This window comes from Rhizobium sp. P2_G2 (genome assembly GCF_056403555.1).
Genome location: NZ_JBFUFF010000026.1, coordinates 65,441 through 89,799, shown reverse-complemented (window position 1 = coordinate 89,799; position 24,359 = coordinate 65,441). Strand labels below are relative to the sequence as shown.

Here is a 24,359-nt window from a genome sequence, read left to right as displayed (position 1 = left end):
CCATTCACGTGGATATTCAATAAATACTGCCTGATACAGGCGAAATATAGTTAAAATTCGCTTATACATAATATACCTCGTGCATATTTTCGGTACTCCCGAGCATAAAAAATGTCAAATCGAGCCGTTACTTTCGTTTCCGCAAGATGCAACCATTCGGAATTCTCACCCATATCTACCATACCAAAAGTCTTGATATTGTTGTTTGTCAAATTTGCCAGTCCAATTAAGCATATGAGAATATACTCTTTGCGCTTCGGCACAACCTCTGGCATCACACTATTGTTGTTAGGGGCACTACGATGACTATCTATGTCGATAAAGAAGCGCGCGCCGGCTTCAAGCAAGGCCTGGTTTCCACGATCCTTTCGGACAATCAGCTTACGCGCGAACAGCTGCTCGGGCGGCTGCTCGGATTTTTCGAGGATTGCCTTGCCGAACTGGTCGACGAAGGCCAGCTCAACGTGACGCCAGCGGCCACGGGCGAAAGTCATATGGACATATTCTCGGCCCTGAGGCGGCATTAACGCGCGCCGCAATTTCCGGAATTCGCTGCTTGCGCTGTTTATTCCTGCGCATGGCCTTGTCCTGAAACCGGTGATCAATTTCGAGACGTGTGCGGTCATTTTCCGCTTCGGGTGATCACGCCCCACAGCGTAGGCCAATGTGCTGTTTCCCGTCGAACGGAACATCCGTCTCAGGAGAGAATTCTTCTCGGGAAGGAGATGAGACATGGCAACCGAGACATTGGTGAATGTGCCAGGCGACGAGCGCAACATATCCGAGCCCGCAACGCTGGAGCTTAACGAAGTAATCGATGAAGCGGTCGCGGCCGGCTTCGATGAAGAAATGGTTTTGGAGGCGCTGCAGACGGCACTCCAATCACGGCGTGACGCCGCAGGTCTGCAGCGTTCGGCCGATCCTGCCCCAGCCGAGAAAGCCATGCCGCGGTCATTGCTCGATGCGCTCAGGGACGCCCAGCGGGCCGCCTTGGATGAAGGAAACGAGCGGATCACCTACCTTCTCGGCCTGGCGCTTGACGAGGCAAAGGCGCCCCGGGCGTGACGATGACAAAGGCAGAAGCGAGCATGGTTTTCAGAACCATGTCATGGCCATCTTCCCCGGTTTAGTTGTGACAGCCGAAACGAGAAGAAGTTTAAGTGTTACGAAAGTAGAGCGCACTCTATCGTGCAAATTAGACTTTAGTTCTATTATTGAGATGGGTCAAAGGAAAGCATGGGCATTTCCTTATCAAGCAGCCGCCCATACCCCTACGATGGGCACCGGACGCGGTTTGCCCTACCGAGTGGCCCCCCTCGGCCATTGCCCGGCTCCTGCCGGGCCGTCCGCGTCAAGATCAAGCCGCGCGGCTGTCGTTTGAACGGTCCGCAATCATGCGATACTAAGAATATCGTAATTCAATCCCTCATTGAGAATCTTGGCGCGAACGGCGGCTTTTATCGGCAATCTAAGGTCACTCTTAACTGTCGCGGAATAAGATCGCGGCAATATGATTGCAAACCGATAGTGGCAATCTGCCGGGTTTCACCGTTCTTGCAGTGATTCCTTGACCTCGGGGCGGCCACAAGATCGAGAAGGTGTATCCGATGAACGCAGATCAGAGTTTGGTCACTGATCATCAGGGCATTTTGATCGCAAGCGATATCGCTGCGCATTCCGACCTCATCAACCGCTCCCTCTTGGGCTACAACCCGAAGCTTATCGCGGCACGCGAAGACCTCGAAGCTTTGGATGCAGCCGAGGCGCATTGCCGGCCCGAACTCATTATCCTCGACCTGGCCTTTGCGGGAACGAGCGGCGTTGAAATCTGCCGAGAATTCAGAGCCAACGCGGCGACATCCGAAATATCCGTGATCTTGGTGACGCCTGCCGGCGATCTTGAAAGCCGTTTGTCCGGTTTCGCCGCAGGCGCGGTCGATTGTATCGAGAGCACGATTCATCCGGAAGAGTTCCGCGCCCGTGTCGCTGTCCAACTTGCCCTGAGCGCCGGGCGCAGGCAGCTTCGCGAGCGTAATGAACAGCTTCACACTGCACTTGCCTGTATCGGACAGGGTGTCTGTCTTTTCGATGCTGCGGGCAAGTTGATCTTGTCCAACAATCGTTATGCTGAGGTCTATGGACTCCAGCCGTCGGTCATCCATCCCGGACAGACACTCGAGGAAATCCTGAAGCTGCGGCACGGCGTGGATGCCGTTCCCGCGATATCACAGTCGGACTATCTCCGTTGGGCTGAAGCGACGAATGCCGGCGACGCCCCGCAAGTCTGGATCAAGGAACTGAAATCCGGCAAGATCATTCGCGGCTATCATCAAAAAACGAAAGAGGGCGGCTGGGTATCCAGCCACGAAGACATAACCCAGGCCTGGCAAGCCGAAAGAGCGCTTGCCGAGGCGCATGCACAGGCGGAGCGCGCCGAGCAGGAGGCGCGCGCTGCGCATGCCCGTCTGCTGGCCGCATTCGAAGTCGTTCCGGAAGGTCTGGCGTTGTTCGACGCAGAAGACCGCTTCGTTTTGTGGAATCGCCGCTACGAGCAACTCTATTTGGAAAACGGCGAGCGGCTCGCGATCGGGATGCATTTCGAAGACAGACTTCGTGACGGGCTAAAGCATGGCCAATATCCCGAGGCGGTCGACCGCGAGGAGGAGTGGCTCGCCGAGCGGCTGGCGCGACATGCCGCGCCGCAAAGCACCCACGAACAGCGCCTGCCGGGAAACCGCTGGGTACGGATTGAGGAGCGCCGGATTTCGGAAGGCGGCAGCGTCGGTATCCGCGTCGACATAACCGATCTCAAGATGCGCGAGGCTTCGTTCAGGCTGCTGTTTGAAGGAAACCCGTTGCCGATGTGGGTCTACGATCGGGAGAGCCTGAGATTTCTCGACGTCAACCAGGCCGCACTCGATCACTACGGCTACGACAGGAAGCGTTTTCTTTCGATGACGCTCCTGGACATTCGCCCGGCCGAGGACTGGGGAAAGGTCAAGGCGGCCGTGGCCAGCGGCGAGAGCGAGGGCGGCTCCAACCATACCTGGCTGCATCTGCGGGCAGACGGAACAATGGTCGAGGTCATCATCTATTCGTCGCGGTTGTCCTATGATGGGCGCGCCGCCACGTTGATTGCCGCTGTCGATGTCACCGAGCGCAAACGCGCCGAAAGAGCGCTGCTGCAGCATCGTGATACGCTTGAGGACACGGTCCGCGCCCGAACCGCAGAGATCGCACGGCAGGCCGAGGAACTGGAGCGGATGCTGGATCAGGAGCGTCACATCAACACGCTGCAGCGGCAATTCGTCTCCATGGCCTCGCATGAATTCCGCACGCCTTTGGCCGTGATAGACGGTGCCGCGCAACGTCTCGTGCGCCGCAAGGAGGCGGTCACACCTGAATTCATTGCGGAAAAGACCGAAGTGATCCGCAGCTCTGTTTCCCGCATGCTGGAATTGATGGAAAGCATCCTTGCCGCCGGTCGCTTGGATCATGGCCGGATCAACATTGTTCACAAGCCGTGTTCGTTGCGTGAGATCATTACCACTTGCAGCAGCCGGCAGGAGAGTATTCGGCGGTCCCATCGGTTTCTGCTTGACCTCGATCGACTGCCGCCGACCATCTATGCGGACCGCACCGCTCTGGAGCAGGTTTTCAGCAACCTTTTTTCCAACGCGGTGAAATACGCTCCGAATTCCCCAGACGTCTATGTCACCGGCTGGCAGGATGGCGAAAACATTCATGTCACCGTCCGCGATGAAGGAATAGGCATCGATGCCGATGATCTGCCGCGGATGTTCCAGCGCTATTTCAGAGCGAGGAGTTCGAGCGGGATCGCGGGTACCGGGATCGGCCTCAACTTCGTCAAGCAGATCATCGAGCTCCATGACGGCGTGATCGCGGTCGCAAGCCAAAAGGGATTCGGTACGACCTTCTCGCTCCGGCTGCCGATCGCCGTCGACAAGGGCAATGAAGAGCAGAACCAAGGCGCCCTGGCGGTCTGACTTGCGCGCCAGCGCGGCCGGTCATGGCCGCCGGCCGGGATCAGGATGCCGTCCCGCGGTCGGGTTGGCCTCCTTTCCGTTCCCGGCCGATGACCGGGTCGCAGACGTGAACCGATATGCTGCAGGGAAAAGCGCGATCCGGACCAGAGAATATTTGCAGAGGAAAATCGACCTTCTGTTAATTAGTGTCGGTTAATTTTAGAACTCTGAATTGCAAGCTGCGTGTCAAAGATGAATCTACCCGACATCATCCGTGTGCCAGATTGGGCCTTTGAGCTATCCTGCAAGGTGTTGCGCTGCGCATTTTCAGACAAAACGCTCAATCAGGCGCTCGAAGATGCGCTGTCGATGATTTTCCGTTGCCCGGAACTTGGGCTCTCGCCTGGTGCCGCCATCTATCTCAGTGATGGCAAGAATAGCCCGCATGCCCTGCTGTTTCATTTGCAAATGGAGTGGCAGCACGTGCCGCGCTCCGTCCAGCCGAATGAAGGCACTGCTGTTCGCTGCGAGCTTAGGGGTGGCCAGCAGGCATGCCACATTTCGTTGATCGACCGCGACGAGGGCGAGCAGATCGGCACCGTGGTGCTCTTCCTGGCTGAGGCGCTGGAGCCCTTGCCGGAAATCCTCGCCGTCCTTCTGCAAATCGCCGCTGACGTGGCAAGAGTGATCGTCAGCAAGCGCAAGGCTGCGCTCACGTCCCAACTCGCCGACATCGCCGGCATTTCAGAGAACGAGATCTATCTGTTCGACGGCGAAACGCTTGAAATATTCAAGGCGAACCACGCGGCCCAGATCAAGACCGGTTATCGGCCCGACCAGATCATGCGGATGACGCCGGCCGACCTCATCCATGGCATGAATGTGCAGGAATACCGACGGCTGCTCGAACCGCTGATCGCCGGCAAGACCGAATGCGTCGTGTTCGACGCACAGCGACTGCGCCGGGACGAGACGGTTTATGACGGCACTACGAAGATATGGAAGCTGCAGAATTCCGGCAGAGCAACCTTCGTCGAGCTTGTCATCGACCAGAGCGATCACAAGCGGCTTCTGGGCCTGCTGCATGCCACGTTTGACGCCTTTCCGGGCGGGATCGCCGTGCTTGACGAAGATTTGCGCCTGACATTCGCCAACCACCGTTTCTACGAACTGGTTGACGTTTCGCCTGAGCAATGCCCCATCGGCTGCTCCTATGTCGACGTGCTGCGCTACAATGCGACGCGCGGCGACTACGGACCAGGCGATGTGGAGGAACAGGCACAGGAGCGGGCCGGCCATGCGCGGTTGTTTCTGACCCATTCTTTTCTGCGCGAGCGTGCGGATGGCACGGTACTGGAAATCAGCACGTCGCCGCTCGCCACAGGCGGCGGCGTGGTCACCTACATGGATGTCACCGTCCGCCGCCGGGCCGAACAGGAGCTCATTCGCCATCGCGACCGGCTCGAAGAGGCCGTTCGCCTGCGCACCGAGGAACTGGCGCTACAGGCCGAGAAGCTGGCGCAGGCGCTAGAACACGAAAAATATATCAACAGCCTGCAGCGCCAGTTCGTCACCATGACCTCGCACGAGTTCCGGACGCCGCTTGCGATCATCGATGGCGCCGCGCAGCGAATGATGCGCAAGAGCGGCGGACTGACGGCCGAATTCGTCGCCGAGAAAAACCACCAGATTCGCTCGGCCGTTGCGCGCATGGTCGAACTGATGGAGAGTTTCCTGACCGCGGGCCGGCTGGACGGCGGCATGAAGCTGACCATATCCGATTGCCCAATCCATGACATCGTCCTGCAATGCGCGACCCGGCAGTCCGAGGTTTCCCCCAGCCACAAGCTGCATCTCGACATCGACAATTTGCCGAAAATGCTGAGGGGCGATCCGCTGGGCGTCAATCAGGTGTTCACCAATCTTCTCTCCAACGCAGTCAAATATTCGCCCAAGGCGCCGGATATATACGTCAAAGGCTGGGAAGCAGACGGCTTCGCCTATGTATCTGTTCGTGACAGTGGCGTCGGCATCGATTCAGATGATTTGCAAAAGATGTTCCAGCTCTACTTCAGGGCGAGGACATCAACGGGGATCGCCGGCACCGGCATTGGCCTCAATCTGGTGAAGCAGGTGGTCGATCTGCATGGCGGCGAAATCCGCGTCGAAAGTGAAAAGGGGCACGGGACCCTGTTTACGGTCAAGCTGCCGGTCGCGGGACCGGCGCAAGCGCCGATCGAGACGGCGGATGAGCGCGCTGTCGCGTGACTAATAAAGGAGACGAAAATGATAACGATTTTGTGTATTGAAGATGAAAAACCGGTCCGCGATCTGATCGTTGAAGAACTGAATGATGCCGGTTTGCGGACATTGGAGGCCGAAAACGGCCGCCATGGCCTGGAGATGATCCTGCAACATCGACCGGACATCGTGATATCGGACATTACCATGCCGGAAATGGACGGCACGCAGTTGCTGGCCGAAGTGCAGATCAATCACCCCGAACTTTCCAACATGCCGTTCATCTTCCTGACCGCGCTTGCCGATCGCGAAAAGATGATCGAGGGCCTGCGGGCGGGCGCCGACAATTACTTGACCAAGCCGATAGATTTTGACGTGCTCATGGCGAAAATCCAGGGGCTGATCATGCGCATCGAAAACCGTGTTGCCGCGGGATTGGAGTTTTGAACCTGCAGGAAAAAGGATTCGATCGCGATCGCCTGCAGAACCAGTGCCGTGAACCGATCGCATGAAGCGATCGCGGACCGGCTTGGTCCGCTCGCCGCGATGAGTGCAAAATCAGCCGTTTATCCGGCGCGATTGATAGAAACCAATTTACCGGCGGCGCGTTTCCGAGAAGTTTGAGGCGCTTGCGCCACTGTATATCTTCAACATAAGAGAAGGCGAACACGTCATTGTCGATCGCGAGGGTGTCGAGCTCGCGAGCCTCAAGCCGATCGCGCTGCCGTTGAAATCGCCGTCAGGCTGAATAAAAAGCCCGGCCGCAGCGCAGCCGGGATAGTTTTGGAGTTAATCCTGCTTGCCCCGGGGCACGGGGCAAGGCAACATTAGCAGACTGTCACAAAACCGCAGCATCACAAATGTGGGAGCCGCGCGAGAATCTGCACAGGCGCTACTGTCAGATCTGTTGAAACAGCCCCTTGAGTTCGAGTTCGTCGACACGCCTTGCGGCTTCGAGAGGCGAGACCCATTCCAGTTGGCGTGCCTTGGCCTCGGGGAAGTCCGGCCTTATCCTGTCGACATCCAGCCGATAGACGGAGACAAGACAGGCAAGCCCCTCCCTGCTCTTGATGTAGGTGTAATAACCGAGCGGCTTCTTCGACACTCTGCCGCTGACGCCGGCCTCCTCCTTGGCCTCGCGGGCGGCAGTGTGCCTTGAATCTTCGCGCTTTTCGACATTTCCCTTGGGAATGACCCAGCGTCCGGTGTCGCGGCTGGTAATCAACAGAACCTGGCTGTCCTCGCCGGCGCTGCCGCGCACACAGATCGCTCCGCTTTGTTCCTGCGCTTTGCCGTCGAGGATCATGCGGGTCAGGCGCGCCAGATTCTGCAGATGGGTCGGGTCGTTGTCCAACGATGAGACTCGCTTATGAGAAGAAAACTGCGCAGTTCGATATCATCGGTCGCCTCAGCCGGCCATTTCTGAAGCGACATTCCGTTTCCTCATCTTCCGGTTGCGCTTGCGATTTGTCAAACGGCGTCAAGGTCAGGAAAGTTCCCGGGCGTGGCGCGCAAAGCCGCGTGACGTGTAGAACGCTGCAACCTCGTCTGAGAAGCCCCGCTTGCTCACCCTCCTGCACCGTCGGCTGGAACCGGCCTGAATCTTAACAAATTGATTCTGCGTCACAAATCAGGATTCAGTCAATGACAGACCAGCAGACGGTCCGACGGGGGCGCCCTAACCGCTTCCCCTGCACATCGCCTGAAACCGGCGTAGCGCCAGCACCGCCTGGCGTTCGTCCGACACGGTCGGCCAGTTCCATGTCGCCGTTCCGCCGAGCGGATTTTCGCAGGCATTTTCACCTCTCGTCAGACACTCGACCTTCATTCCGTCGACCATCGTGTTGTTGATACCCAGCACTTTGACGAAGGACAGCCCGGTCACACCGGTCCAATCCATCCTGACGGCCTTGACGGTTGTTCGGTCCTCCACATTGGCCTTGATCACCGTTGTCGTCAGCGTCGCTTCGATGATGCAGCCGCCGTCCAACGCATATTGGTAGTCGAACACCAGGCGGGTATCGTCGGCGTCGGCGAAGGAGAGCGTGAACCGCAGCCCCGATCCGCCGCGCGGATCGAAAGTCCCCACCACGCCTTCCTGCGGACGGATGATGACCTGGTCCGCCTCGATGCCATGCAGGATATAACGGATCGCCATTTCCGGCGGCTGGGCTTGGGCCGGAACGCACAGAACCAGACTCAAAACCCATAGCCAGAACAGTCGCAACGGCGAACCTCAGTGATCATATTGCCCGAACGCCCGGCGAGAGCTTTCGATCCCGCCCGCGGCCGAATTCGGTCCTTGATGCTAATATTGTTCGCCGCGTCGGAGAACGCCAGCCTTGGTCGGGTGTTTTGTGCGGGAGGTGACGATGCAAACGCCGCCTGATGACAATGCCGCTGGCGCCCTCGCCGCATTCGACTTCGACCGCGCCACGGTCGAGCGGTTCCGCGAGACATCGCCTCCCGCACCGACCTGATCAAGCATCACGTCACCGAGCAGAACCACGATCTGGTGATCATCGACGGCGATGGCGATACGATCACCCTTCTGAACACGGATATGAGCGACCTGCACAAGGGCGGCTTCGTGTTTTGAGGCGGTGTCGTTCAGTGAGTCGTGTAGAGCTCCTCGGACCTTCGCACGAGTGGCTGGAAGATAAAAACCCGTGAAGGCTGCCCTCGACAATGGCGCCCTTGCGGCCTGGCCCCTTCCTACCTCCGGAAAGATGCAGCGAGGCGGCGCCTGGAGACTGATAAATCTCACTACGGCGCACCACGAATTCTTAATCAAATTATCACTAGTCTTCTCCGCCTGCCCCCTGATCAGGGGGATGGTGGACGATTGCCAAATTATCGGTTTGYAGGAAGTTGGCCCAACGACCTGACGGAGCGGACAATTGACGACGGTTACACTTGGCGATGGCGACCAGGTTTACACGGCCACCACGGCAGGCGATTCCGTCTCCGGCGGCAACGGCAATGATACGATTACGGCGGCGGCGGGCGGCAATACGCTCAGCGGCAACGATGGCGATGACACGCTCAATGGCGCCGAGGGCAGCGATACGCTCTATGGCGACGACACGGCCAATCTGACCAATCACAATGTCATGAAGGGAAATGGTGGCGACGACACCATCTATTCCTATTCCGCCAAGGACGAGATCGACGCCGGAGCGGACAACGACACAGTCGTCATCTATGCCACGGCATTGACATCCAGCGACCAATCCAGCCAGTTCGTCGATGGCGGCGACGGCAATGACACATTGGAACTCGATGCGCTGGAAGGAAGCGGCGCGACGGTGACGATCGTCATGGGGGCGACTTTCCAGCCGACCATCGGCGGCAACAAAGGCTCCATTTTCGCAAATTTCGAGACGCTGGTCTTCCACGGCGGTTCCGGCATGCTCAACATTATCGGCGGCGACGGCAACGACAGTTTCGAAGCCAATCACGGCGACGCAACGATCTTCGACGCCGGCACCCTGAACGGTATGGGCGGTGACGATACGATTTCCTTCAACGGCGATCCTGTCGGCACCGAGGCAATCGACGGCGGCGAAGGTAGCGACACCTTCATCTGGACCCCCGCCAACAGCGATTGGAGCGGCGTATCGTTGGCGCTGAACATGGCGCTCGATCCGGCGATGAACAAGGACGGCGCGACCTTCGCGACGCTTGCCGGGATAGAGAACCTCGTCATCAATGCCACTGGCTACACGATGAACGAGGTCGACATTACCGGCGCCCACGGCACCAACACATTGCTGCTGCGCGGCGCGTCGATCAATGTCACGACATTCGACCAGGCCGACCAAATCACCATCATGGCCGGCGCAGCCACGATCACGGCCGGAGGCGGCGACGACCTCGTGGTGATCTCAAGCGCCGATGTCAATTCTTCGACCGTGCATGGCAATGACGGCAACGATACGCTGAGCGGCGGCAGCGGCCAGGATTCGATCTATGGCGACGATGGCGACGACAGTCTGACCGCCGGCAACGGGCGCAGTCACCTCTATGGCGGAGCCGGCAACGACGCGCTGTCGCTGTCGTCGGTCAACGCCAACAATGGTACCGGGCGGGCGATCATCGATGGCGGCGCCGACCATGATACGCTGACGCTGGATTTTTCGAACCTGAGCATGGTGTTCAAGGGGAATCTCAGCGCATCGACCGCGACGCTGTCTGACGGCACGGTGGTGACGAATGTCGAGGCCGTGACATTTTTCGCCGGCGCCGGAAACGACAAGCTGACGGCCTCCAACGACGAAGGCGGCAATTCCGTCAACAAGCTCTATGGAAATGGCGGCAATGACAGGTTGGCGGCCGGTGCGCAAGGAGCCTATCTCGACGGTGGCGAGGGCAATGATGTGCTTGTCGGCGGCGCCGGCGCCGACGATCTGGTCGGCGGCTCTCTCGTCAGCGAGATGAACACCGTCAGCTACGCCAATTCGGCGCAAGGCGTCAGAGTCGAACTTCGCCTCACCACCGCCCAGCAGGGCAAAGGCGATGCGTCCGGCGACATTCTGAGCGATATCCAGAATCTCATCGGCAGCAAGCACCATGACGTGCTGATCGGCGGCGATCCCGACAGCGGCACCCTGGCGTCGGGTGACAATGTGCTGGACGGCGGCAAGGGCAAGGACACGCTGATCGGCAATGGCGGCCAGGATACGTTCGTCTTCTCCACCGGCTACGGCCAGGATACGATTCGGGATTTCACCGTGACCGGCGACGATCACGACGTGATCGATCTTTCGCATTACAAGTCGATCACCGACTATGAAGACCTGCTGAGCGCCATGCACAAATCCGGCAAGGCCGTCGTCATCGAGGGCGACCATGGCGACACGCTGACGCTACTTCACATGCGGCTCGGCTGGCTGAGTGAGGACGATTTCATATTTTGAGGTGGCGTTCGATGGAAGCGCCTTGGCAGGCTCCAATTCTAACTAGCAAGAAGACATTTGTAGCGTCGTCATAGTCTATGGCTCACTCTGTACTGTTGCTTACGGCATGCCGTCGTTCAGAATCTCTCGGCCGATCCGATCGAGGATCTCGCTGACCATCTCCATTGGAAGGTCGATAGTCTTGCCTATGTCCTGCGCGGTTACGAAGGTCGCTTTCGCCACCGATAAATCGCCCTTGCGGAAAAGGGCGAGTGCGCGGAAGGCCGCATTGATGGATCGGTTAAAGGCATCGCTTTCGTCTGCATTGGCAAGCATCTCCAATGCCTCATCATAACGACCGAGTTCGACCAGGACAGCGCCGCGCGATCCCCGCAACGTGGCGCGCTCCGGACTAAGCTCCAAGGCTGCAAGCGACCAGAGGTCCAGCTGTTGGAGATGAGCGAGCGTATCATGAGCCAGGTAATACGTGACCAGTCGATCCAACAAAACCAGCTTAGCAGGGCCTGGCGGCAGATGATCGACCTCATGCGCCAGCGCATCGAATATGTCGGCACGCTCCGTATTGCCAGCGATTGCAAGCTTAGCGAGAAGATAGAGAACGTTCTGGCTCACGCCCAGCATCGCCCCCTCACGTATCCCCTGGACTGGATAGGCTGCCTGCATTGCGGCATAAGCAGCCTTGTCGTTTCGCGCCTCCTTGCCACTCAGGATATTCCAAAGGAGAAGACCATCGTTCGGCCAGCGCCTCCCGCCCGCACTGCCTGTTTTCGGGACCAGATTGAAGAATGTGAGAAAAAGTTGAGAGGAGATGGCGCCGAGCATGGCCGCGTCGACATGCCCAGTCTGACCGAAGGTACGGGCAATGTCGATGACGGCAAAGAGCCAGGCAATGTCGACCAATGGGCCTGCGGCAATGAACATCATGGAAGCGACAGCGCGATTGGGAACAGGCGGAATGGCGGTCACCGCGCCTCCAATAACACCGCGCCCGATCACCAACCAGGCCGGTCCAATAACGCTACCCAGCGCAGATGCCCCGTCTTCGATGGAGAGCGGGACGATTTTGTAGCCGAGCGCCGACGCGACGATTGCTCGCCCGAATTCACGCAGCAAGAAGCCCACGATCAGCGCGGCCACAAAGCCGAGAAGCGCAATCACAACGTTCAAGTTTGCCGCATCCTCCGCAATTGCCGGGGTCTTTTTGCGATGCGTAGCGTCTAGAGCCCAAACACGCAAGCCGCGTATGGCACAAGTCGAGGTCAACCGTTGAACTGTCGATGATTGTGCGAGAGATAACAGGTCACGAACCTGTTTGTGTTCGGCTTCGCCGATCGGACGAAGATCGCCTCTTTGAAATAGCTGCGATCCACCTCGATCTTGTCGCGCCTGACCTTGAAGTCGTGGAGATAGTCCCTGCCCGCTGGACCTGCTGTCTGAGATGAGAATATCGTGGCACCTGTAGCCTCCGAGAACGTCCCGACCGGCGCCGCCTATGATCTGGTGGAATCCTCGCCGGCAGGCTTACGCCGCTGCGCGCGGATTCGCTCTGCGTGCGCTTCAGGAATATCCCTTGCCAGAGACGGTTCCACGGCGATGTCCTTGCCGCCGCATTGACTACACACCAGCAACGGGACCAATGCCGGCTGCTGTGAGCTGTGAGATTCGCCAAGCTTGGCGATCAACGCGTCGATATCGAGATCGGCGTGCCAGCCGCAGCCCGGATTGAGGCAGAAAGCATGCAGCCGCCAACCGGCCTCCTTGACGGTCCGGAGTGTTTTGCTGCGCGTGGGGAAGAGTTTTTCAGCCATGGACAGAATATAGGCAGAATCGCGGGCAAATCGCCATGGTCCATGACGAGGCGCGGTTGGACCGGCCATCTGCGCGCTTGGCGGTCAACGCATTAATATCCGATTTCCTTGGTGCGGCTTCGATCTTTGACCTGTACCGAAAATCAAAAGCCTGGAACAAACCGTCGCCTTGGCTGTTTGGGCGGCGCAAGCCGTAGGGCGGGCCACCTTCGGGTCCACGGCTTGCAGGGGGGACCGCTTCCGGCCCACGCCGTGGGCAGAGGCCGGAATCAGCCAATGCCGTCTTCAGGGAGGCGGTCCCTTTCGGCGCTTCGTTGAAAAACAGGCCCGACAACAGCCAATAGGAACGGTCACCCTGGATTTCTTACGGAATGGGGATAGCCCGGTCCAGTTGGCGATCAAAGCCCGGAATTGATCGCTATGATCTTGGCATCATCAATCTGCTTTGCGACGGCGCTACAGGCACCTTGGTCGCACGTGAGATTCATTTGYCCGTTTTTCAGCGGTTCACGAAGGAACGGGCGGCTAACCTCGTGACCTGCCACCAGGATCGACACCTGATCGCCAACGTGACGCGCGCTGAATTCCGCCAAGACTTTCGCGCTTGCCGGATCGAGTTCGATATACAATACGGATTCGTTCGAGTAGCCCGGTTTCACCGAAACCGAGGAAACGGAAAGGACGATATGCTCGCGCTCTGCAGCAGACGCCAGGGATAGAATGGCAAACGACAGCACAGCGCCGATGGTCAGCCGCTTCATTCCAGGCCCTCCAGTTATTCATGCTTTGATAGTTGACTTTTTCCAGCCCCGGCAAGGGCAAATTATTGTGGGACCACGCAACATTGGCAGCGGTGGCCCTCCATGCCTGATATGCTAAGAGCCGTCATGACATGGATCGAAACGGCGAAACGCTGGGCGAAAACAATCAAGCGCGATGTCGTCGCCCTGTGGCTGGCGGCACGGGATAGCCGTGTTCCCTGGTATGCAAAGGCCTTGGCCGGCGCTGTCGCGGCCTATGCCCTGTCGCCGATCGACCTCATTCCAGACTTCATTCCCGTCCTTGGCTATCTCGATGACCTGATCATCGTGCCCCTCGGCATCATGGCAGCAGTACGGCTCATCCCTCCCGATGTCCTGGCCGAATTGCGGACAAGGGCGTCGGAGCAGAAGAGCCGCCCGGTCAGCCGGGCGGGCCTGGCTGCGATCCTGTTGATCTGGATCATTGCCGCAACGGCGTTGCTCTGGTGGGGCATGCGGCTGTTCAAGCTATCGCCTATTTGAGATAGGCGCGAATGACGTCGATGAGTTCGGCAGCGCCCTCATCGCGCTCGGGCTGGGTCAGCCCGTCGGCCGCCAGATGCATGCGGATATGATCCTCAAGAACCTCATTCATGAAGCCGTTCATCGCGCCGCGTATCCCGGCAATCAGCTGCATGACTTCGGTATGGCCCTTTTCCTCTTCCAGCATCCGCTCCAGCGCGTCCATCTGCCCGCGGATGCGGCGCACACGGTTGATCAGCTTCTGTTTCTCGCGGACGGTATGGGTCATCAGGTATTCCTTGTGCCGGGATGTGGGCCACAGCCCGACAGCATCAATCACAACAACCTGCCAAAACAAATCATATTTTGCGCCAGTTGACAATTCATACTATACCCCCCTACTCTATATGACATTCCGAGATAGCGTCCAGAAAGCCATTCCATGTCCTCGTTGACCGACCTTCTCCAGCAAGGCACCGCGCATGCGTGGCTGTTCATCCCCACGGCCATTCTGCTCGGTGCGCTTCACGGGCTGGAGCCCGGCCATTCCAAAACCATGATGGCGGCGTTCATCGTCGCCGTGCGAGGCACCGTCTCGCAGGCGATCATGCTGGGCATCGCGGCAGCGTTCTCTCATACGCTGGTCGTGTGGGTTGTCGCCCTCGGCGGGCTATATCTCGGCCGGGGCATGAATGCGGAAGCCACGGAGCCGTATTTTCAGATCGCCTCGGCGGCAATCGTTACCGGCATTGCGCTCTGGATGCTCTGGCGCACTTGGCAGGAGCAAAAGCTCGAAGGGGCGCACGATCACGCGCATAACCATGACCACGGGCATGACCATCATCACCACCATCATCATGGCGAGGACATCCGCAAGATCGACACCGGGCACGGCGTCATGGCGCTGGAAGTGTTCGAGGTGGGCGTGCCCCCGCGCTTCCGCATCCGCTTTGAAAGCGGCCATGGCTGGGCCGCAAAAGACGTTACCTTGGCGACGGAACGGCCTGATGGCGCCCGACAGGCCTTCACCTTTGCCGACAAAGGCGGGTACCTCGAAAGCCTGAACGAAATCCCCGAGCCGCATGATTTCACCGCCCGCATCAGCCTTGGCCATGGCAACCACACCCACGACTATGACGTGGCGTTCCGCGAGGACGGCCACAGCCATGGGGGCCTTGATGTCGGAGCGGACGACTATATGGACGCCCACCAGCGCGCCCATGCCAATGACATTGCGCGGCGGTTCACCAACCGCAATGTCACGACCGGGCAAATCATCATGTTCGGCCTGACGGGCGGGCTTATCCCCTGCCCGGCGGCGATCACGGTGCTGCTGCTCTGCCTGCAGCTCAAGCAATTGTCGTTGGGCGCAGCACTGGTCCTCTGCTTCAGCATCGGGCTTGCCGTGACGATGGTGTCGGCCGGCGTGATCGCGTCGGTCAGCGTGCGCCATGTGCAAAAGCGCTGGTCCGGCTTCAGCGCTTTGGCGCGGCGGCTTCCCTATGCATCCGGCGTGCTGATGCTGCTGATTGCTCTCTATATGGGATATTCCGGCCTGGTCGGCCTGCAGAACGGTCACGCAGAAACGGCGGCAATCACGGCTCCCGTCATCCCCTGAGTCTTGCGCAACGGCATCCGATTCTGGCCAAACATCCGGTGGTCCCGCAATTGCCATGAACCTCTTGATGAAGCGGGCTTTTGTCCCTATCTGCTGCAAACATTCGCAGCAAAGGCCCGAGCCGGATGAAAGCTTTCTTTGACACCGCCAAAGTGCTGCTGAGCGATCTGGCCTCGAGCCTCCTGTTTCTCATTCTTTTCTCCCTCACCCACAATCCCGTGCTTTCGGCCTGCTTCGGCATCGCACTCGGCGTCATCCAGATCGCAGTGCAGTTTGCCCGGCGAAAGCCAATCGACGCCATGGAGTGGCTGAGCCTTTTCCTGGTCATCGCCTCGGGCACGGCCACCATGTTGACGGACGATCCGCGCTTCGTGCTGTTCAAGCCGAGCGCGATCTATGCGATCGTGGGCATGGTGATGCTGAAGCCGGGCTGGATGAACCGCTATCTGCCGCCGATTGCCAGGGCAGCGGCCTCCGACGTCGCCAATTATGTGGGCTTTGCCTGGGCCGGCCTGATGTTCGTTTCGGCGGCACTGAATGCCTATCTTGCACTGGAAGAAGACCTGGTCAGATGGGCGCTGATCATGACGATCTTCGCCATCGCCAGCAAAGCGGTCCTGTTCATCGCCGGATTTGCCGCGATACGCCGGACGGCGCGACGCCGGATAGCCGCCATGCCGGCCGATGCGCGCGATGCCCTATTGGCCTCGACGGGTTGGCGAACCAACTTGACCTTGCAGCCGATCCAAAAATCGCCTGCATAGGTTCGCCTCCACTACTGATTCAAACACGCGCTCAAAGCTGTTGATCTCAGGACATTTTCCTGACAGCGGCCTCGACTCCGCTGGCAGTCGCCCATGCACCTGCCGCAGCCTCTGCCTCTGGCTTCTAATGATCGCGTATAGCCTTGCCCTGCTCGTCGAACCGATGAATCCTGGACGGATCGGGAGTCAGATAGACCTCATCTCCGTGCACGATGTTCGTATCGCCGGCTGCGCGCACGGTTATGGTGTCAGCGATATCCGTATGGATATGCACGAAGGTGTCCGCCCCGAGATGCTCCGCAACGCCAACCCTGCCTTTCCAACGTCCGTTGGATTTCGAAATCGACAGGTGTTCCGGCCGCACGCCGATGGTGATTGCGGCATGTTCCTGCGCCGTGGCTCCGCCGATCAGATTCATCTTCGGCGAGCCGACGAAGCCTGCGACGAAGAGGTTGTTTGGCCTGTGATAGAGTTCCATCGGCGAGCCGACCTGCTCGATGCGCCCAGCATTGAGCACGACGATCTTGTCGGCCATGGTCATGGCTTCGACCTGGTCGTGGGTCACATAGATCATCGTGGTCTTGAGCTGATGGTGCAGTTCGCTGATCTCAAGCCGCATCGTGCCGCGCAGCGCCGCATCGAGATTGGAGAGCGGCTCGTCGAACAAAAAAGCAGAAGGTTCGCGGACGATCGCCCGCCCGATAGCGACGCGCTGACGCTGCCCTCCGCTCAACTGTCCTGGCCGGCGATCGAGGTAGTTGGTGAGGTTGAGCGTGCGCGCCGCCGCGTTCACCTTCCTGTCGATCTGATCCTGTGGCAGCTTCGCCATTTTGAGCGGAAAGGCGATGTTCCTGCGCACGCTCATATGCGGATAAAGAGMGTAAGATTGAAACACCATGGCGAGCCTGCGCTTCGCCGGAGCCTCATGCGTCACGTCGCGGCCATCGATCTCGATCGCACCCGAGCTCGTGTCTTCGAGGCCAGCGATCAGACGCAGAAGGGTCGATTTGCCACAGCCTGATGGGCCGACGAACACCACGAACTCGCCATCGTCGATGGTGAGATCGATACCCGGAATGACCTGGGTGGCGCCGAAGGACTTGTTGACCTGCTTCAGTTGGATATTGCCCATGATGTCCTCCCTGGACGTTGCTTACTTGACCGCACCGAAGGTGAGGCCGCGGACAAGCTGCTTCTGGGAGAACCAGCCCATGATCAGGATCGGTGCGATCGCCAATGTCGAGGCGGCCGAGAGCTTCGCCCAGAACAGGCCCTGGGGGCTCGAGAAAGAGGCGATAAAGGCGGTGAGCGGCGCGGCGTTCGTGGTTGTCAGGCGGATCGTCCAGAAGGATTCATTCCAGGCGAGGATGACGTTGAGAAGCATGGTGGAAGCGATCCCTGGAACGGCCATCGGCGTCAGCACGTGCCAGATTTCGCCCCAGAGCGATGCGCCATCCATGCGCGCGGCTTCCAGGATTTCACCCGGGATTTCGCGGAAATAGGTGTAGAGCATCCAGACGACGATCGGCAGGTTGATCAGCATCAGCATGACGGTGAGGCCGATCCGGCTGTCCAACAGGCCGAAATCCCGGAACAACAGATAGATCGGCACCAGCACCGCGACAGCTGGCATCATCTTGGTCGAGAGCATCCACATCAGGATGTCCTTGGTGCGTGCGGTGGGTGAGAATGCCATGGACCAGGCGGCGGGAACGGCGATCAGAACTGCGATGATCGTCGATCCCACGGAGAGGAGTACCGAATTCGTGAACGGCTTGACGTAATCACGTTGCGTCTCGACCTCGATGTAGTTCTCCAACGTCCAGGATGGCCACAGGTTGAATCCCTGGATGGCCTGGATCTCCGGCTTGAACGAGGTGAGGATCGTATAGAGAATCGGGAAGAAGATGATCAGGGCCACGATCGAGGCGGCGATGGTCACGACCGCCTTCTTGCGGGCTGAAATTGCACGAGCCATTTCATTCCTCCTTACTTGTCGAGGTTCTTGCCGACGGCGCGCATCAGGAAAAACGCGACGATGTTGGCGAGGATGACTGCGATGACCCCGCCCGCCGACGCGCCGCCGACGTCGTAGCCGAGAAGTGCCGTGCGATAGATGAGGAAAGGCAGGTTGGTGGAAGCGTAGCCGGGGCCGCCGTTGGTGGTGACCAGGATTTCCGCGTAGACCCCGAGCAGGAAGATTGTCTGGATCAGGATCACCACGGTGATGGACCTGGCCAGGTGCGGGGTGGTCAAATAGATGAAGCGGCTCGCGAAGCCTGCGCCATCCATCTCCGCGGCCTCCTTCTGCTCCCCGTCAAGGCTCTGCAGGGCGGTCAGGAGGATGAGCGTGGCGAATGGCAGCCATTGCCAGGAGACAATGACGATGATCGAAAGCAGCGGATATTGCGCGAACCAGTCGACRGGCCGCAGCCCCAGAAAGCGATTGAGGTCGGCGAGCACACCATAGCCCGGATGCATGATCATGTTCTTCCACACCAGCGCCGCCACGGGCGGCATGACGAAGAAGGGTGAGATCACCAGGATGCGGATAATGCCCTGTCCCCACATCTCTTGATCAAGCAGGAGTGCAATGGCGGTGCCGCCGATGACGGTGATCGCCAGGACGCCGGCGACGATGACAAGCGTGTTCCAAATCGACTGAAAGAAAGCCGGATCGCCGTAGAAGTACTTGTAGTTCATGAGCCCGGCGAAATTCACCTTCGCTGAATTCAGGAGATTGTAATTTTCAAACGAAAACCACAGGGTCATCGCCAGCGGCACGATCATCCAGATCAGAAGCAATCCGACGGACGGTGCCATCATGAGCCGGGCCAAAGCCCGCGTTTGTTGAGTAGCCATCTGCATCTCCTCTCGGCGCAGCGGTTATCGCCCGCCCACCCTTCCGGCGCGCCGGGATACGCATGCTGCCGTGCAGGTTTCGGTAGCGGCCAAGGCCTCAGGCGCTGAGCTGATGAACCGCGCGGTCGTAGCTTCCCAAGACCTCATCGACAGAGGCGATCAGAATGTCCTCAGCGGCGCTGTCGACGCCTTTCCCAGTCAGTTGGGGCAGGTGTTGATGAAGAAGCGTCTCTGGAATTTTTCGGCCGCCGAGTACCGCGAGCAGCTTTTCAACGGCGGCGACGGCCTCCGGCCTGTTCCAATAATAGCGAATGCGGTCGCTGTAGCTGTAGTGCCGCTGCAGGCGCAGCGAGACATCGTCGCCGTGATAATGGCCGCGCCAGTCGTCCGGATATGCGAGCATCAGCTCCTCCATCGTCCGAGCGAGCGGGCGGGCGCCGTAACCGGGGACAAGCTCTGTGGCGATCATGTCGAGTGCATAAAGCGCCTCTCGATAGGCGAAGGTCAGGCCTGGGCCGACCTTCAGGATCGGAAAGCCGTCTCGGACCAGCGCCGACAACGATGCTTCCGACTGGTAATCGGTCGAATGTGCTTCGAAGACCAGATTTTCGAACCCATCCAAGACGTGGGTCAGCCGCACAGCTTTCGGCGGATCGTATTCGACGACATTGTCGCTGCCGAACTCGACGCCGGGCTGGACGACGAAAGCAATGGTCCGGGTGAACGCGTCCTCAAGACCAGCATTTTCGAAAACCTCGCGGTGGATTGCGATCGTGGACACCGCCGCATCAGGCGATGTTGGTTCCACCACGTCCAGAACGTGGTCGGCACCGCCGGGAACCGGGACTTCGGTGCCGAGAATGTAGACGGGCGGCTCCAGGCCATGGTCGTGCGCGGCGGCTTCGGCGATGGCGCAAAGCGAAGCAGCCCTCTCCGCGATCGTCCTGTCATTCAGTGGCGTGGGGTCTCCGGCACATGCCATCGAGGCGTCGAGGTGGATTTTGCTGAACCCGGCCGCGACATAGGCCGCGACCATGTCTTTGGCCTTGGCCAGGGCGGCCTCGGGAGGCTCTCTGCGCCACGGGTTCGGCCCGAGATGGTCACCGCCGAAAATCAGCAGCCTCCGGTCCAGTCCTTCCTCGTCGGCGATCTTGTCCACCAGCGTCACGAAATCTTCCGGTGTCATCCCGGTATAGCCTCCGAGGTGATTGACCTGGTTGCAGGTCGCCTCGATGAGGACGTGATGCCCGGTTTCCCTGGCCCGCCGGATCGCCGCACGCAGAATCGTCGGATGGGCCGAGCAGACCGACGTGATGCCTGTCGGGTGTCCATCACGCCTCGATTGCGCGAATGCCAGAAGGTGTCTGCTCACGTTCAAATCCTCGTTTGGCTGGCTGAAATGAAGTCGTGGAGTTCGGCGAAGGTGGAGGTGCCCTCCATCGGACCCTGCCGCGTCACCGTGCGGGCTCCCGCAGCGTTGGCGTATCGAAGCGCGTCGGCGGGGAAATGGCCTTTGCGGCGGCAGGTCAGGTAGGTCGCGCCGAAACAGTCCCCCGCACCGGTTGGATCGAGTTCATCAACGACGAATGCGGGGCAGTCGACCTTTCCGTGGCCACGGCTCAGATGCGTGGAACCGTCCCTGCCCCGCTTCAGTACGATCTCCGATATGCCGCGAGACAGAAGCGCCTCGATTGCAGCGTCTTGCCCCTCGATACCGGCCGCGATGAAGAGCTCGTCCCCCGAGGGAAGCAGAAGGTCGGTGACGGCCAGGATGTCATGCAGTTGCGCGGCCGCCTCGCCGCCCTCCGACATCAGCTCTTTGCGGACATTGGGATCGAAGGAAACTGAGCCACCCCTCGCCTTCACGACCGACACCGCATCGAGAATGATCGGGGCAATGCCGGGGATGGCGAAGGCCGAGCCCATGACGTGGACATGGCCGGCACGATTGATCAGAGCCTTCGCGGCGGCGGTCATCCGGGTGCCGGCTGAAGCCGACCTGGCGATGTTGAAGACGAAATCCCGCGCGCCATCGGGTCGATAGCGGACGAAAGCGCTCCCTGTCGGCATGTCGGCAAGCACGTCGATCGCCGAGACGTCGACCCCGTCCGTCTTCAAGCGCTCGATATTCAGCCAGCCGAAGTCGTCGTCGCCGACCGCTGACACGATCCCGCAGGCGCCACCCAGTTTCGCGACCTGATCGATGAAGATGGCGGGTGCTCCGCTCGGAAACGGCCCCACCAACGGCTGCGCTTCACGGAAACCCACGCCCGTGGTCACGCCCATGATCTCCACAAGTATCTCGCCGATGGTGATCGTGGGACCCAAGGCCTCTGGCGCCAATTTCGATATTGCGTTCATTCCTTGCCTCACGGAGCGATGAGCCGCGGCTTTTCTGCGGTTGATGGCGTCGTCATATTTCGACCTTCCGCTCATGTCAATTATAAATTTTACATGCGTAAATTTTTTTACGAGATCGGAAAAACGCCTGATCTTGACAGAAATACCGAAAAGCGCGGGCCAAAAGCAATTTTTATGTACAGCTTTTGAGCATCTTAGCTGATCCAATAGACCTGAAGGCGCCCTCACCACTTGACGTGCGTTAAAATATCTCGGATATAAAGTTTACGCATGTATCAAAATGCGTAAACGCTCGTTAAGGAGGAGAGTGCCATGGGTAAATTATTTAGCGTGCTGTCTGCGTCCGTCCTCGGGGCAGGCCTGCTGGCGGGAATGGCTCAGGCCGAGGAAATCAACATCGCCACCGTGAACAACGGTGACATGATCATCATGCAGAAGCTGTCGAGTGCCTGGGAGAAGGAAACCGGCAACAAGGTCAACTGGGTCGTTCTCGAAGAAAACGTGCTTCGCGAGCGCGTCACGACCGATATCGCCACCAAGAGCGGCCAGTTCGACATCATGACCATCGGCGGCTACGAAGCGCCGATCTGGGGCAAGCAGGGTTGGCTCACGCCGGTTGACGACCTCGGCGACGACTACGACTATTCCGACCTGCTCGATCCGATCAAGAAGGGTCTGACTGTCGACGGAAAGCTCTTCGCGGTGCCATTCTATACCGAAAGCTCCTTCACGCTTTATCGCAAGGACCTTTTCGACGCGGCGGGCCTGAAGATGCCGGAGCAGCCGACCTACGACCAGATCAAGGGCTTCGCGGCAAAGCTGACGGACCAGTCCAAGCAGCAATATGGCATCTGCCTGCGGGGCAAGCCGGGCTGGGGCGAGAACATGGCTTTCCTCGGCACCATGGTGAATACCTATGGCGGTCGCTGGTTCGACATGGACTGGAAGCCGCAGCTCAACAGCGAAGCCTGGAAGAAGGCTATCACCGACTATGTCGACCTGATGACCAAATACGGTCCTCCCGGCGCGACGGCCAATGGTTTCAATGAAAACCAGACCCTGTTTGCGACAGGCCATTGTGCGATGTGGATCGACGCCACCTCGGCGGCGGGCCGTGTTTACGATCCCAAGCAGAGCCAGGTCGCCGACAAGATCGCCTTCACCCGCGCTCCCGTCGCGGTGACTCCGAGCGGGGCCAGTTGGTCCTGGTCCTGGGATCTCGCCATTCCCGCAACATCGCAGAAGGTCGCAGTGGCCAAGTCCTTCCTCAAATGGGCAACGTCCAAGGCCTATGTGAAGATGGTTGGCGAGTCCGAGGGTTGGGTTGCCGTCCCGCCCGGCACCCGCAAGTCCACCTATGCGCTGCCTGAATACCAGAAGGCTGCTCCGTTTGCTGCGACGGTCCTGCAAGCGATCATGTCGGCCGACCCTTCGAAGCCGACAAAGGACCCGGTCCCGTATACGGGCGTCCAGTTCGTCGCGATCCCGGAATTCCAGGGCATCGGCACCTTCGTCGGTCAGCAGATCAGCGCCGCTCTGGCAGGACAGCAGTCTGTAGACGCCGCACTCAAGACCTCGCAGACCCAGATCGAAGAGGACATGACCCGCGCCGGCTACATCAAGTGAGCCTTAGCCCGCGTGGTCGGTTCATGCCGCGCGGGTCCTCCCGGGGGGAGTCTGACGGCTGGCCGTCGGACTCCTCGCAGTCCAAACAGTTCCGACGGCCGCATGCGCGGCCGAATTCGTCGGCGCACAGGAGAACCATCATGAAGTTGAAAGACAAGGTCGCACTCGTCACCGGAGGYGCGCGTGGGATCGGCCTCGGTTTCGCCGAGGCCTTCGTCGCCGAAGGGGCGAAAGTCATCGTCGCGGATATCAATATCGAGCGCGCCGCCGAGGCCGCCAAGGCGATCGGGCCTGCCGCAACCGCGGTCAAGCTCGACGTCACCAATCTCGCAAGCATCGATGAGATCGTCGCGCAAATAGACGCAGACTTCGCCGGCATCGACATTCTGGTCAACAATGCCGCGATCTTCGACATGGCCCCGATCAACGAGATCACCGAGGCCAGCTACGACAAGGTCTTCGATGTCAATCTCAAAGGCCCGTTGTTCATGATGAAGGCCGTATCCAACGTCATGATTTCGCGCGGTCGCGGCGGTAAGATCATCAATATGGCGAGCCAGGCCGGCCGCCGCGGTGAAGCGCTCGTCACCCTCTATTGCGCCTCGAAGGCGGCGATCATCTCGGCAACGCAGTCTGCCGCCCTCGCCCTTGTCAAATATGGCATCAAGGTCAATGCGATCGCACCCGGGGTTGTCGATGGCGAGCATTGGGATGTCGTCGACGCCAAGTTTGCGGAATATGAAGGCCTCAAGCCAGGTGAGAAGAAGGCGCAAGTCGCCAAGACGGTGCCGATCGGCCGCTTCGCGACGCCGGACGACATCAAGGGGCTGGCGGTGTTTCTCGCATCTCCCGACAGCGACTATATCCTCGCCCAGACATACAATGTCGATGGCGGCAATTGGATGAGCTGAG

The 24,359-nt window shown here is 59.3% G+C and carries 23 protein-coding genes; 11 read left to right on the top strand and 12 right to left on the bottom strand.

Translation table 11 applies throughout. The annotated features are described in order from the left end of the window. Positions 1-302 precede the first annotated feature (302 nt). The 5 genes from AC1D06_RS19590 to AC1D06_RS19570 all read left to right on the top strand — a co-directional run bounded on the left by AC1D06_RS19590 (position 303) and on the right by AC1D06_RS19570 (position 6,674). The gene (locus AC1D06_RS19590) at positions 303-527 is read left to right on the top strand and encodes a hypothetical protein (RefSeq protein ID WP_477987524.1); all 225 of its coding nucleotides are present in this window, start codon (positions 303-305) and stop codon (positions 525-527) included. 205 nt (positions 528-732) lie between these two features. After that, positions 733-1,065, top strand: coding sequence for a hypothetical protein (locus AC1D06_RS19585; protein ID WP_477987523.1), 333 nt, complete (start codon positions 733-735; stop codon positions 1,063-1,065). A 542-nt stretch (positions 1,066-1,607) separates the two neighbouring features. Next, entirely contained in the window at positions 1,608-4,007 is a 2,400-nt protein-coding gene (locus AC1D06_RS19580; RefSeq protein ID WP_477877993.1) for a PAS-domain containing protein, read from the top strand. Between the two features lie 231 nt (positions 4,008-4,238). Beyond that, on the top strand, positions 4,239-6,254 hold the full coding sequence (locus tag AC1D06_RS19575) for a sensor histidine kinase (protein WP_477877992.1): 2,016 nt from the start codon (positions 4,239-4,241) through the stop codon (positions 6,252-6,254). An 18-nt stretch (positions 6,255-6,272) separates the two neighbouring features. Beyond that, entirely contained in the window at positions 6,273-6,674 is a 402-nt protein-coding gene (locus AC1D06_RS19570; RefSeq protein WP_477877991.1) for a response regulator, read from the top strand. 451 nt (positions 6,675-7,125) lie between these two features. On the opposite strand, the gene AC1D06_RS19565 is transcribed toward AC1D06_RS19570, so the two are convergent. From AC1D06_RS19565 to AC1D06_RS19555, 3 genes are all read right to left on the bottom strand, one after another. Next, positions 7,126-7,581 (bottom strand): NUDIX hydrolase, encoded by a 456-nt coding sequence (locus AC1D06_RS19565; RefSeq protein ID WP_477877990.1) that lies wholly within the window; start codon positions 7,579-7,581, stop codon positions 7,126-7,128. A 324-nt stretch (positions 7,582-7,905) separates the two neighbouring features. After that, positions 7,906-8,385, bottom strand: a complete 480-nt coding sequence (locus AC1D06_RS19560; RefSeq protein ID WP_477877989.1) for a hypothetical protein — start codon at positions 8,383-8,385, stop codon at positions 7,906-7,908. A gap of 150 nt (positions 8,386-8,535) precedes the next feature. Then, complete coding sequence (locus tag AC1D06_RS19555) at positions 8,536-8,805, bottom strand: hypothetical protein (protein WP_477877988.1); 270 nt, start codon at positions 8,803-8,805, stop codon at positions 8,536-8,538. A gap of 322 nt (positions 8,806-9,127) precedes the next feature. Between AC1D06_RS19555 and AC1D06_RS19550 the strand changes: the two genes are divergently transcribed. Continuing rightward, on the top strand, positions 9,128-11,146 hold the full coding sequence (locus tag AC1D06_RS19550; RefSeq protein WP_477987522.1) for a beta strand repeat-containing protein: 2,019 nt from the start codon (positions 9,128-9,130) through the stop codon (positions 11,144-11,146). Between the two features lie 99 nt (positions 11,147-11,245). On the opposite strand, the gene AC1D06_RS19545 is transcribed toward AC1D06_RS19550, so the two are convergent. The 3 genes from AC1D06_RS19545 to AC1D06_RS19535 all read right to left on the bottom strand — a co-directional run bounded on the left by AC1D06_RS19545 (position 11,246) and on the right by AC1D06_RS19535 (position 13,715). Then, a complete protein-coding gene (locus AC1D06_RS19545) occupies positions 11,246-12,304 on the bottom strand; it encodes a hypothetical protein (RefSeq protein ID WP_477987521.1) in 1,059 nt (352 codons plus the stop codon). Between the two features lie 332 nt (positions 12,305-12,636). Continuing rightward, positions 12,637-12,954, bottom strand: coding sequence for a hypothetical protein (locus AC1D06_RS19540; protein ID WP_477877985.1), 318 nt, complete (start codon positions 12,952-12,954; stop codon positions 12,637-12,639). A 398-nt stretch (positions 12,955-13,352) separates the two neighbouring features. Further along, entirely contained in the window at positions 13,353-13,715 is a 363-nt protein-coding gene (locus AC1D06_RS19535; protein WP_477877984.1) for a hypothetical protein, read from the bottom strand. Between the two features lie 126 nt (positions 13,716-13,841). Between AC1D06_RS19535 and AC1D06_RS19530 the strand changes: the two genes are divergently transcribed. Continuing rightward, entirely contained in the window at positions 13,842-14,237 is a 396-nt protein-coding gene (locus tag AC1D06_RS19530; RefSeq protein ID WP_477987520.1) for a YkvA family protein, read from the top strand. Here AC1D06_RS19530 and AC1D06_RS19525 read toward each other — a convergent pair. Then, positions 14,230-14,505: a metal/formaldehyde-sensitive transcriptional repressor gene (locus AC1D06_RS19525; protein WP_477877982.1), complete on the bottom strand. Its 276-nt coding sequence runs from the start codon at positions 14,503-14,505 to the stop codon at positions 14,230-14,232. The two genes, AC1D06_RS19530 and AC1D06_RS19525, sit on opposite strands and share 8 nt — an antisense overlap. A gap of 153 nt (positions 14,506-14,658) precedes the next feature. Here AC1D06_RS19525 and AC1D06_RS19520 point away from each other — a divergent pair, with 153 nt between their 5' ends. Next, on the top strand, positions 14,659-15,834 hold the full coding sequence (locus AC1D06_RS19520) for a nickel/cobalt efflux transporter (protein WP_477987518.1): 1,176 nt from the start codon (positions 14,659-14,661) through the stop codon (positions 15,832-15,834). Positions 15,835-15,959: 125 nt separating this feature from the next. After that, positions 15,960-16,598 carry a septation protein IspZ gene (locus AC1D06_RS19515; protein WP_477987517.1) on the top strand — a complete coding sequence of 213 codons (639 nt, stop codon included), beginning with the start codon at positions 15,960-15,962 and terminating at the stop codon, positions 16,596-16,598. Between the two features lie 124 nt (positions 16,599-16,722). Here AC1D06_RS19515 and AC1D06_RS19510 read toward each other — a convergent pair whose 3' ends face one another. The 5 genes from AC1D06_RS19510 to AC1D06_RS19490 form a co-directional block, all read right to left on the bottom strand. After that, positions 16,723-17,730, bottom strand: a complete 1,008-nt coding sequence (locus AC1D06_RS19510; RefSeq protein WP_477987516.1) for an ABC transporter ATP-binding protein — start codon at positions 17,728-17,730, stop codon at positions 16,723-16,725. 21 nt (positions 17,731-17,751) lie between these two features. Then, positions 17,752-18,576 (bottom strand): carbohydrate ABC transporter permease, encoded by an 825-nt coding sequence (locus AC1D06_RS19505; protein WP_477987515.1) that lies wholly within the window; start codon positions 18,574-18,576, stop codon positions 17,752-17,754. Positions 18,577-18,587: 11 nt separating this feature from the next. Then, on the bottom strand, positions 18,588-19,460 hold the full coding sequence (locus tag AC1D06_RS19500; RefSeq protein ID WP_477987514.1) for a carbohydrate ABC transporter permease: 873 nt from the start codon (positions 19,458-19,460) through the stop codon (positions 18,588-18,590). A gap of 97 nt (positions 19,461-19,557) precedes the next feature. Beyond that, a complete protein-coding gene (locus tag AC1D06_RS19495; RefSeq protein WP_477987513.1) occupies positions 19,558-20,832 on the bottom strand; it encodes a D-tagatose-bisphosphate aldolase, class II, non-catalytic subunit in 1,275 nt (424 codons plus the stop codon). A gap of 2 nt (positions 20,833-20,834) precedes the next feature. Beyond that, positions 20,835-21,821, bottom strand: coding sequence for a tagatose kinase (locus AC1D06_RS19490; RefSeq protein ID WP_477987512.1), 987 nt, complete (start codon positions 21,819-21,821; stop codon positions 20,835-20,837). A gap of 312 nt (positions 21,822-22,133) precedes the next feature. Between AC1D06_RS19490 and AC1D06_RS19485 the strand changes: the two genes are divergently transcribed. Continuing rightward, the gene (locus AC1D06_RS19485) at positions 22,134-23,447 is read left to right on the top strand and encodes an ABC transporter substrate-binding protein (RefSeq protein ID WP_477987511.1); all 1,314 of its coding nucleotides are present in this window, start codon (positions 22,134-22,136) and stop codon (positions 23,445-23,447) included. A 140-nt stretch (positions 23,448-23,587) separates the two neighbouring features. Then, a complete protein-coding gene (locus AC1D06_RS19480) occupies positions 23,588-24,358 on the top strand; it encodes an L-iditol 2-dehydrogenase (protein ID WP_477987510.1) in 771 nt (256 codons plus the stop codon). Position 24,359: the final 1 nt, after the last annotated feature.

Excerpts from the sequence above, each read along its gene's own strand:
- AC1D06_RS19590 (WP_477987524.1), top strand. The coding sequence starts at position 303 with ATGACTATCTATGTCGATAAAGAAGCGCGCGCCGGCTTCAAGCAAGGC.
- AC1D06_RS19585 (WP_477987523.1), top strand. The coding sequence starts at position 733 with ATGGCAACCGAGACATTGGTGAATGTGCCAGGCGACGAGCGCAACATA.
- AC1D06_RS19580 (WP_477877993.1), top strand. The coding sequence starts at position 1,608 with ATGAACGCAGATCAGAGTTTGGTCACTGATCATCAGGGCATTTTGATC.
- AC1D06_RS19575 (WP_477877992.1), top strand. The coding sequence starts at position 4,239 with ATGAATCTACCCGACATCATCCGTGTGCCAGATTGGGCCTTTGAGCTA.
- AC1D06_RS19570 (WP_477877991.1), top strand. The coding sequence starts at position 6,273 with ATGATAACGATTTTGTGTATTGAAGATGAAAAACCGGTCCGCGATCTG.
- AC1D06_RS19560 (WP_477877989.1), bottom strand. The coding sequence starts at position 8,385 with ATGGCGATCCGTTATATCCTGCATGGCATCGAGGCGGACCAGGTCATC.
- AC1D06_RS19540 (WP_477877985.1), bottom strand. The coding sequence starts at position 12,954 with ATGGCTGAAAAACTCTTCCCCACGCGCAGCAAAACACTCCGGACCGTC.
- AC1D06_RS19530 (WP_477987520.1), top strand. The coding sequence starts at position 13,842 with ATGACATGGATCGAAACGGCGAAACGCTGGGCGAAAACAATCAAGCGC.
- AC1D06_RS19525 (WP_477877982.1), bottom strand. The coding sequence starts at position 14,505 with ATGACCCATACCGTCCGCGAGAAACAGAAGCTGATCAACCGTGTGCGC.
- AC1D06_RS19520 (WP_477987518.1), top strand. The coding sequence starts at position 14,659 with ATGTCCTCGTTGACCGACCTTCTCCAGCAAGGCACCGCGCATGCGTGG.
- AC1D06_RS19515 (WP_477987517.1), top strand. The coding sequence starts at position 15,960 with ATGAAAGCTTTCTTTGACACCGCCAAAGTGCTGCTGAGCGATCTGGCC.
- AC1D06_RS19505 (WP_477987515.1), bottom strand. The coding sequence starts at position 18,576 with ATGGCTCGTGCAATTTCAGCCCGCAAGAAGGCGGTCGTGACCATCGCC.
- AC1D06_RS19490 (WP_477987512.1), bottom strand. The coding sequence starts at position 21,821 with ATGAACGCAATATCGAAATTGGCGCCAGAGGCCTTGGGTCCCACGATC.
- AC1D06_RS19485 (WP_477987511.1), top strand. The coding sequence starts at position 22,134 with ATGGGTAAATTATTTAGCGTGCTGTCTGCGTCCGTCCTCGGGGCAGGC.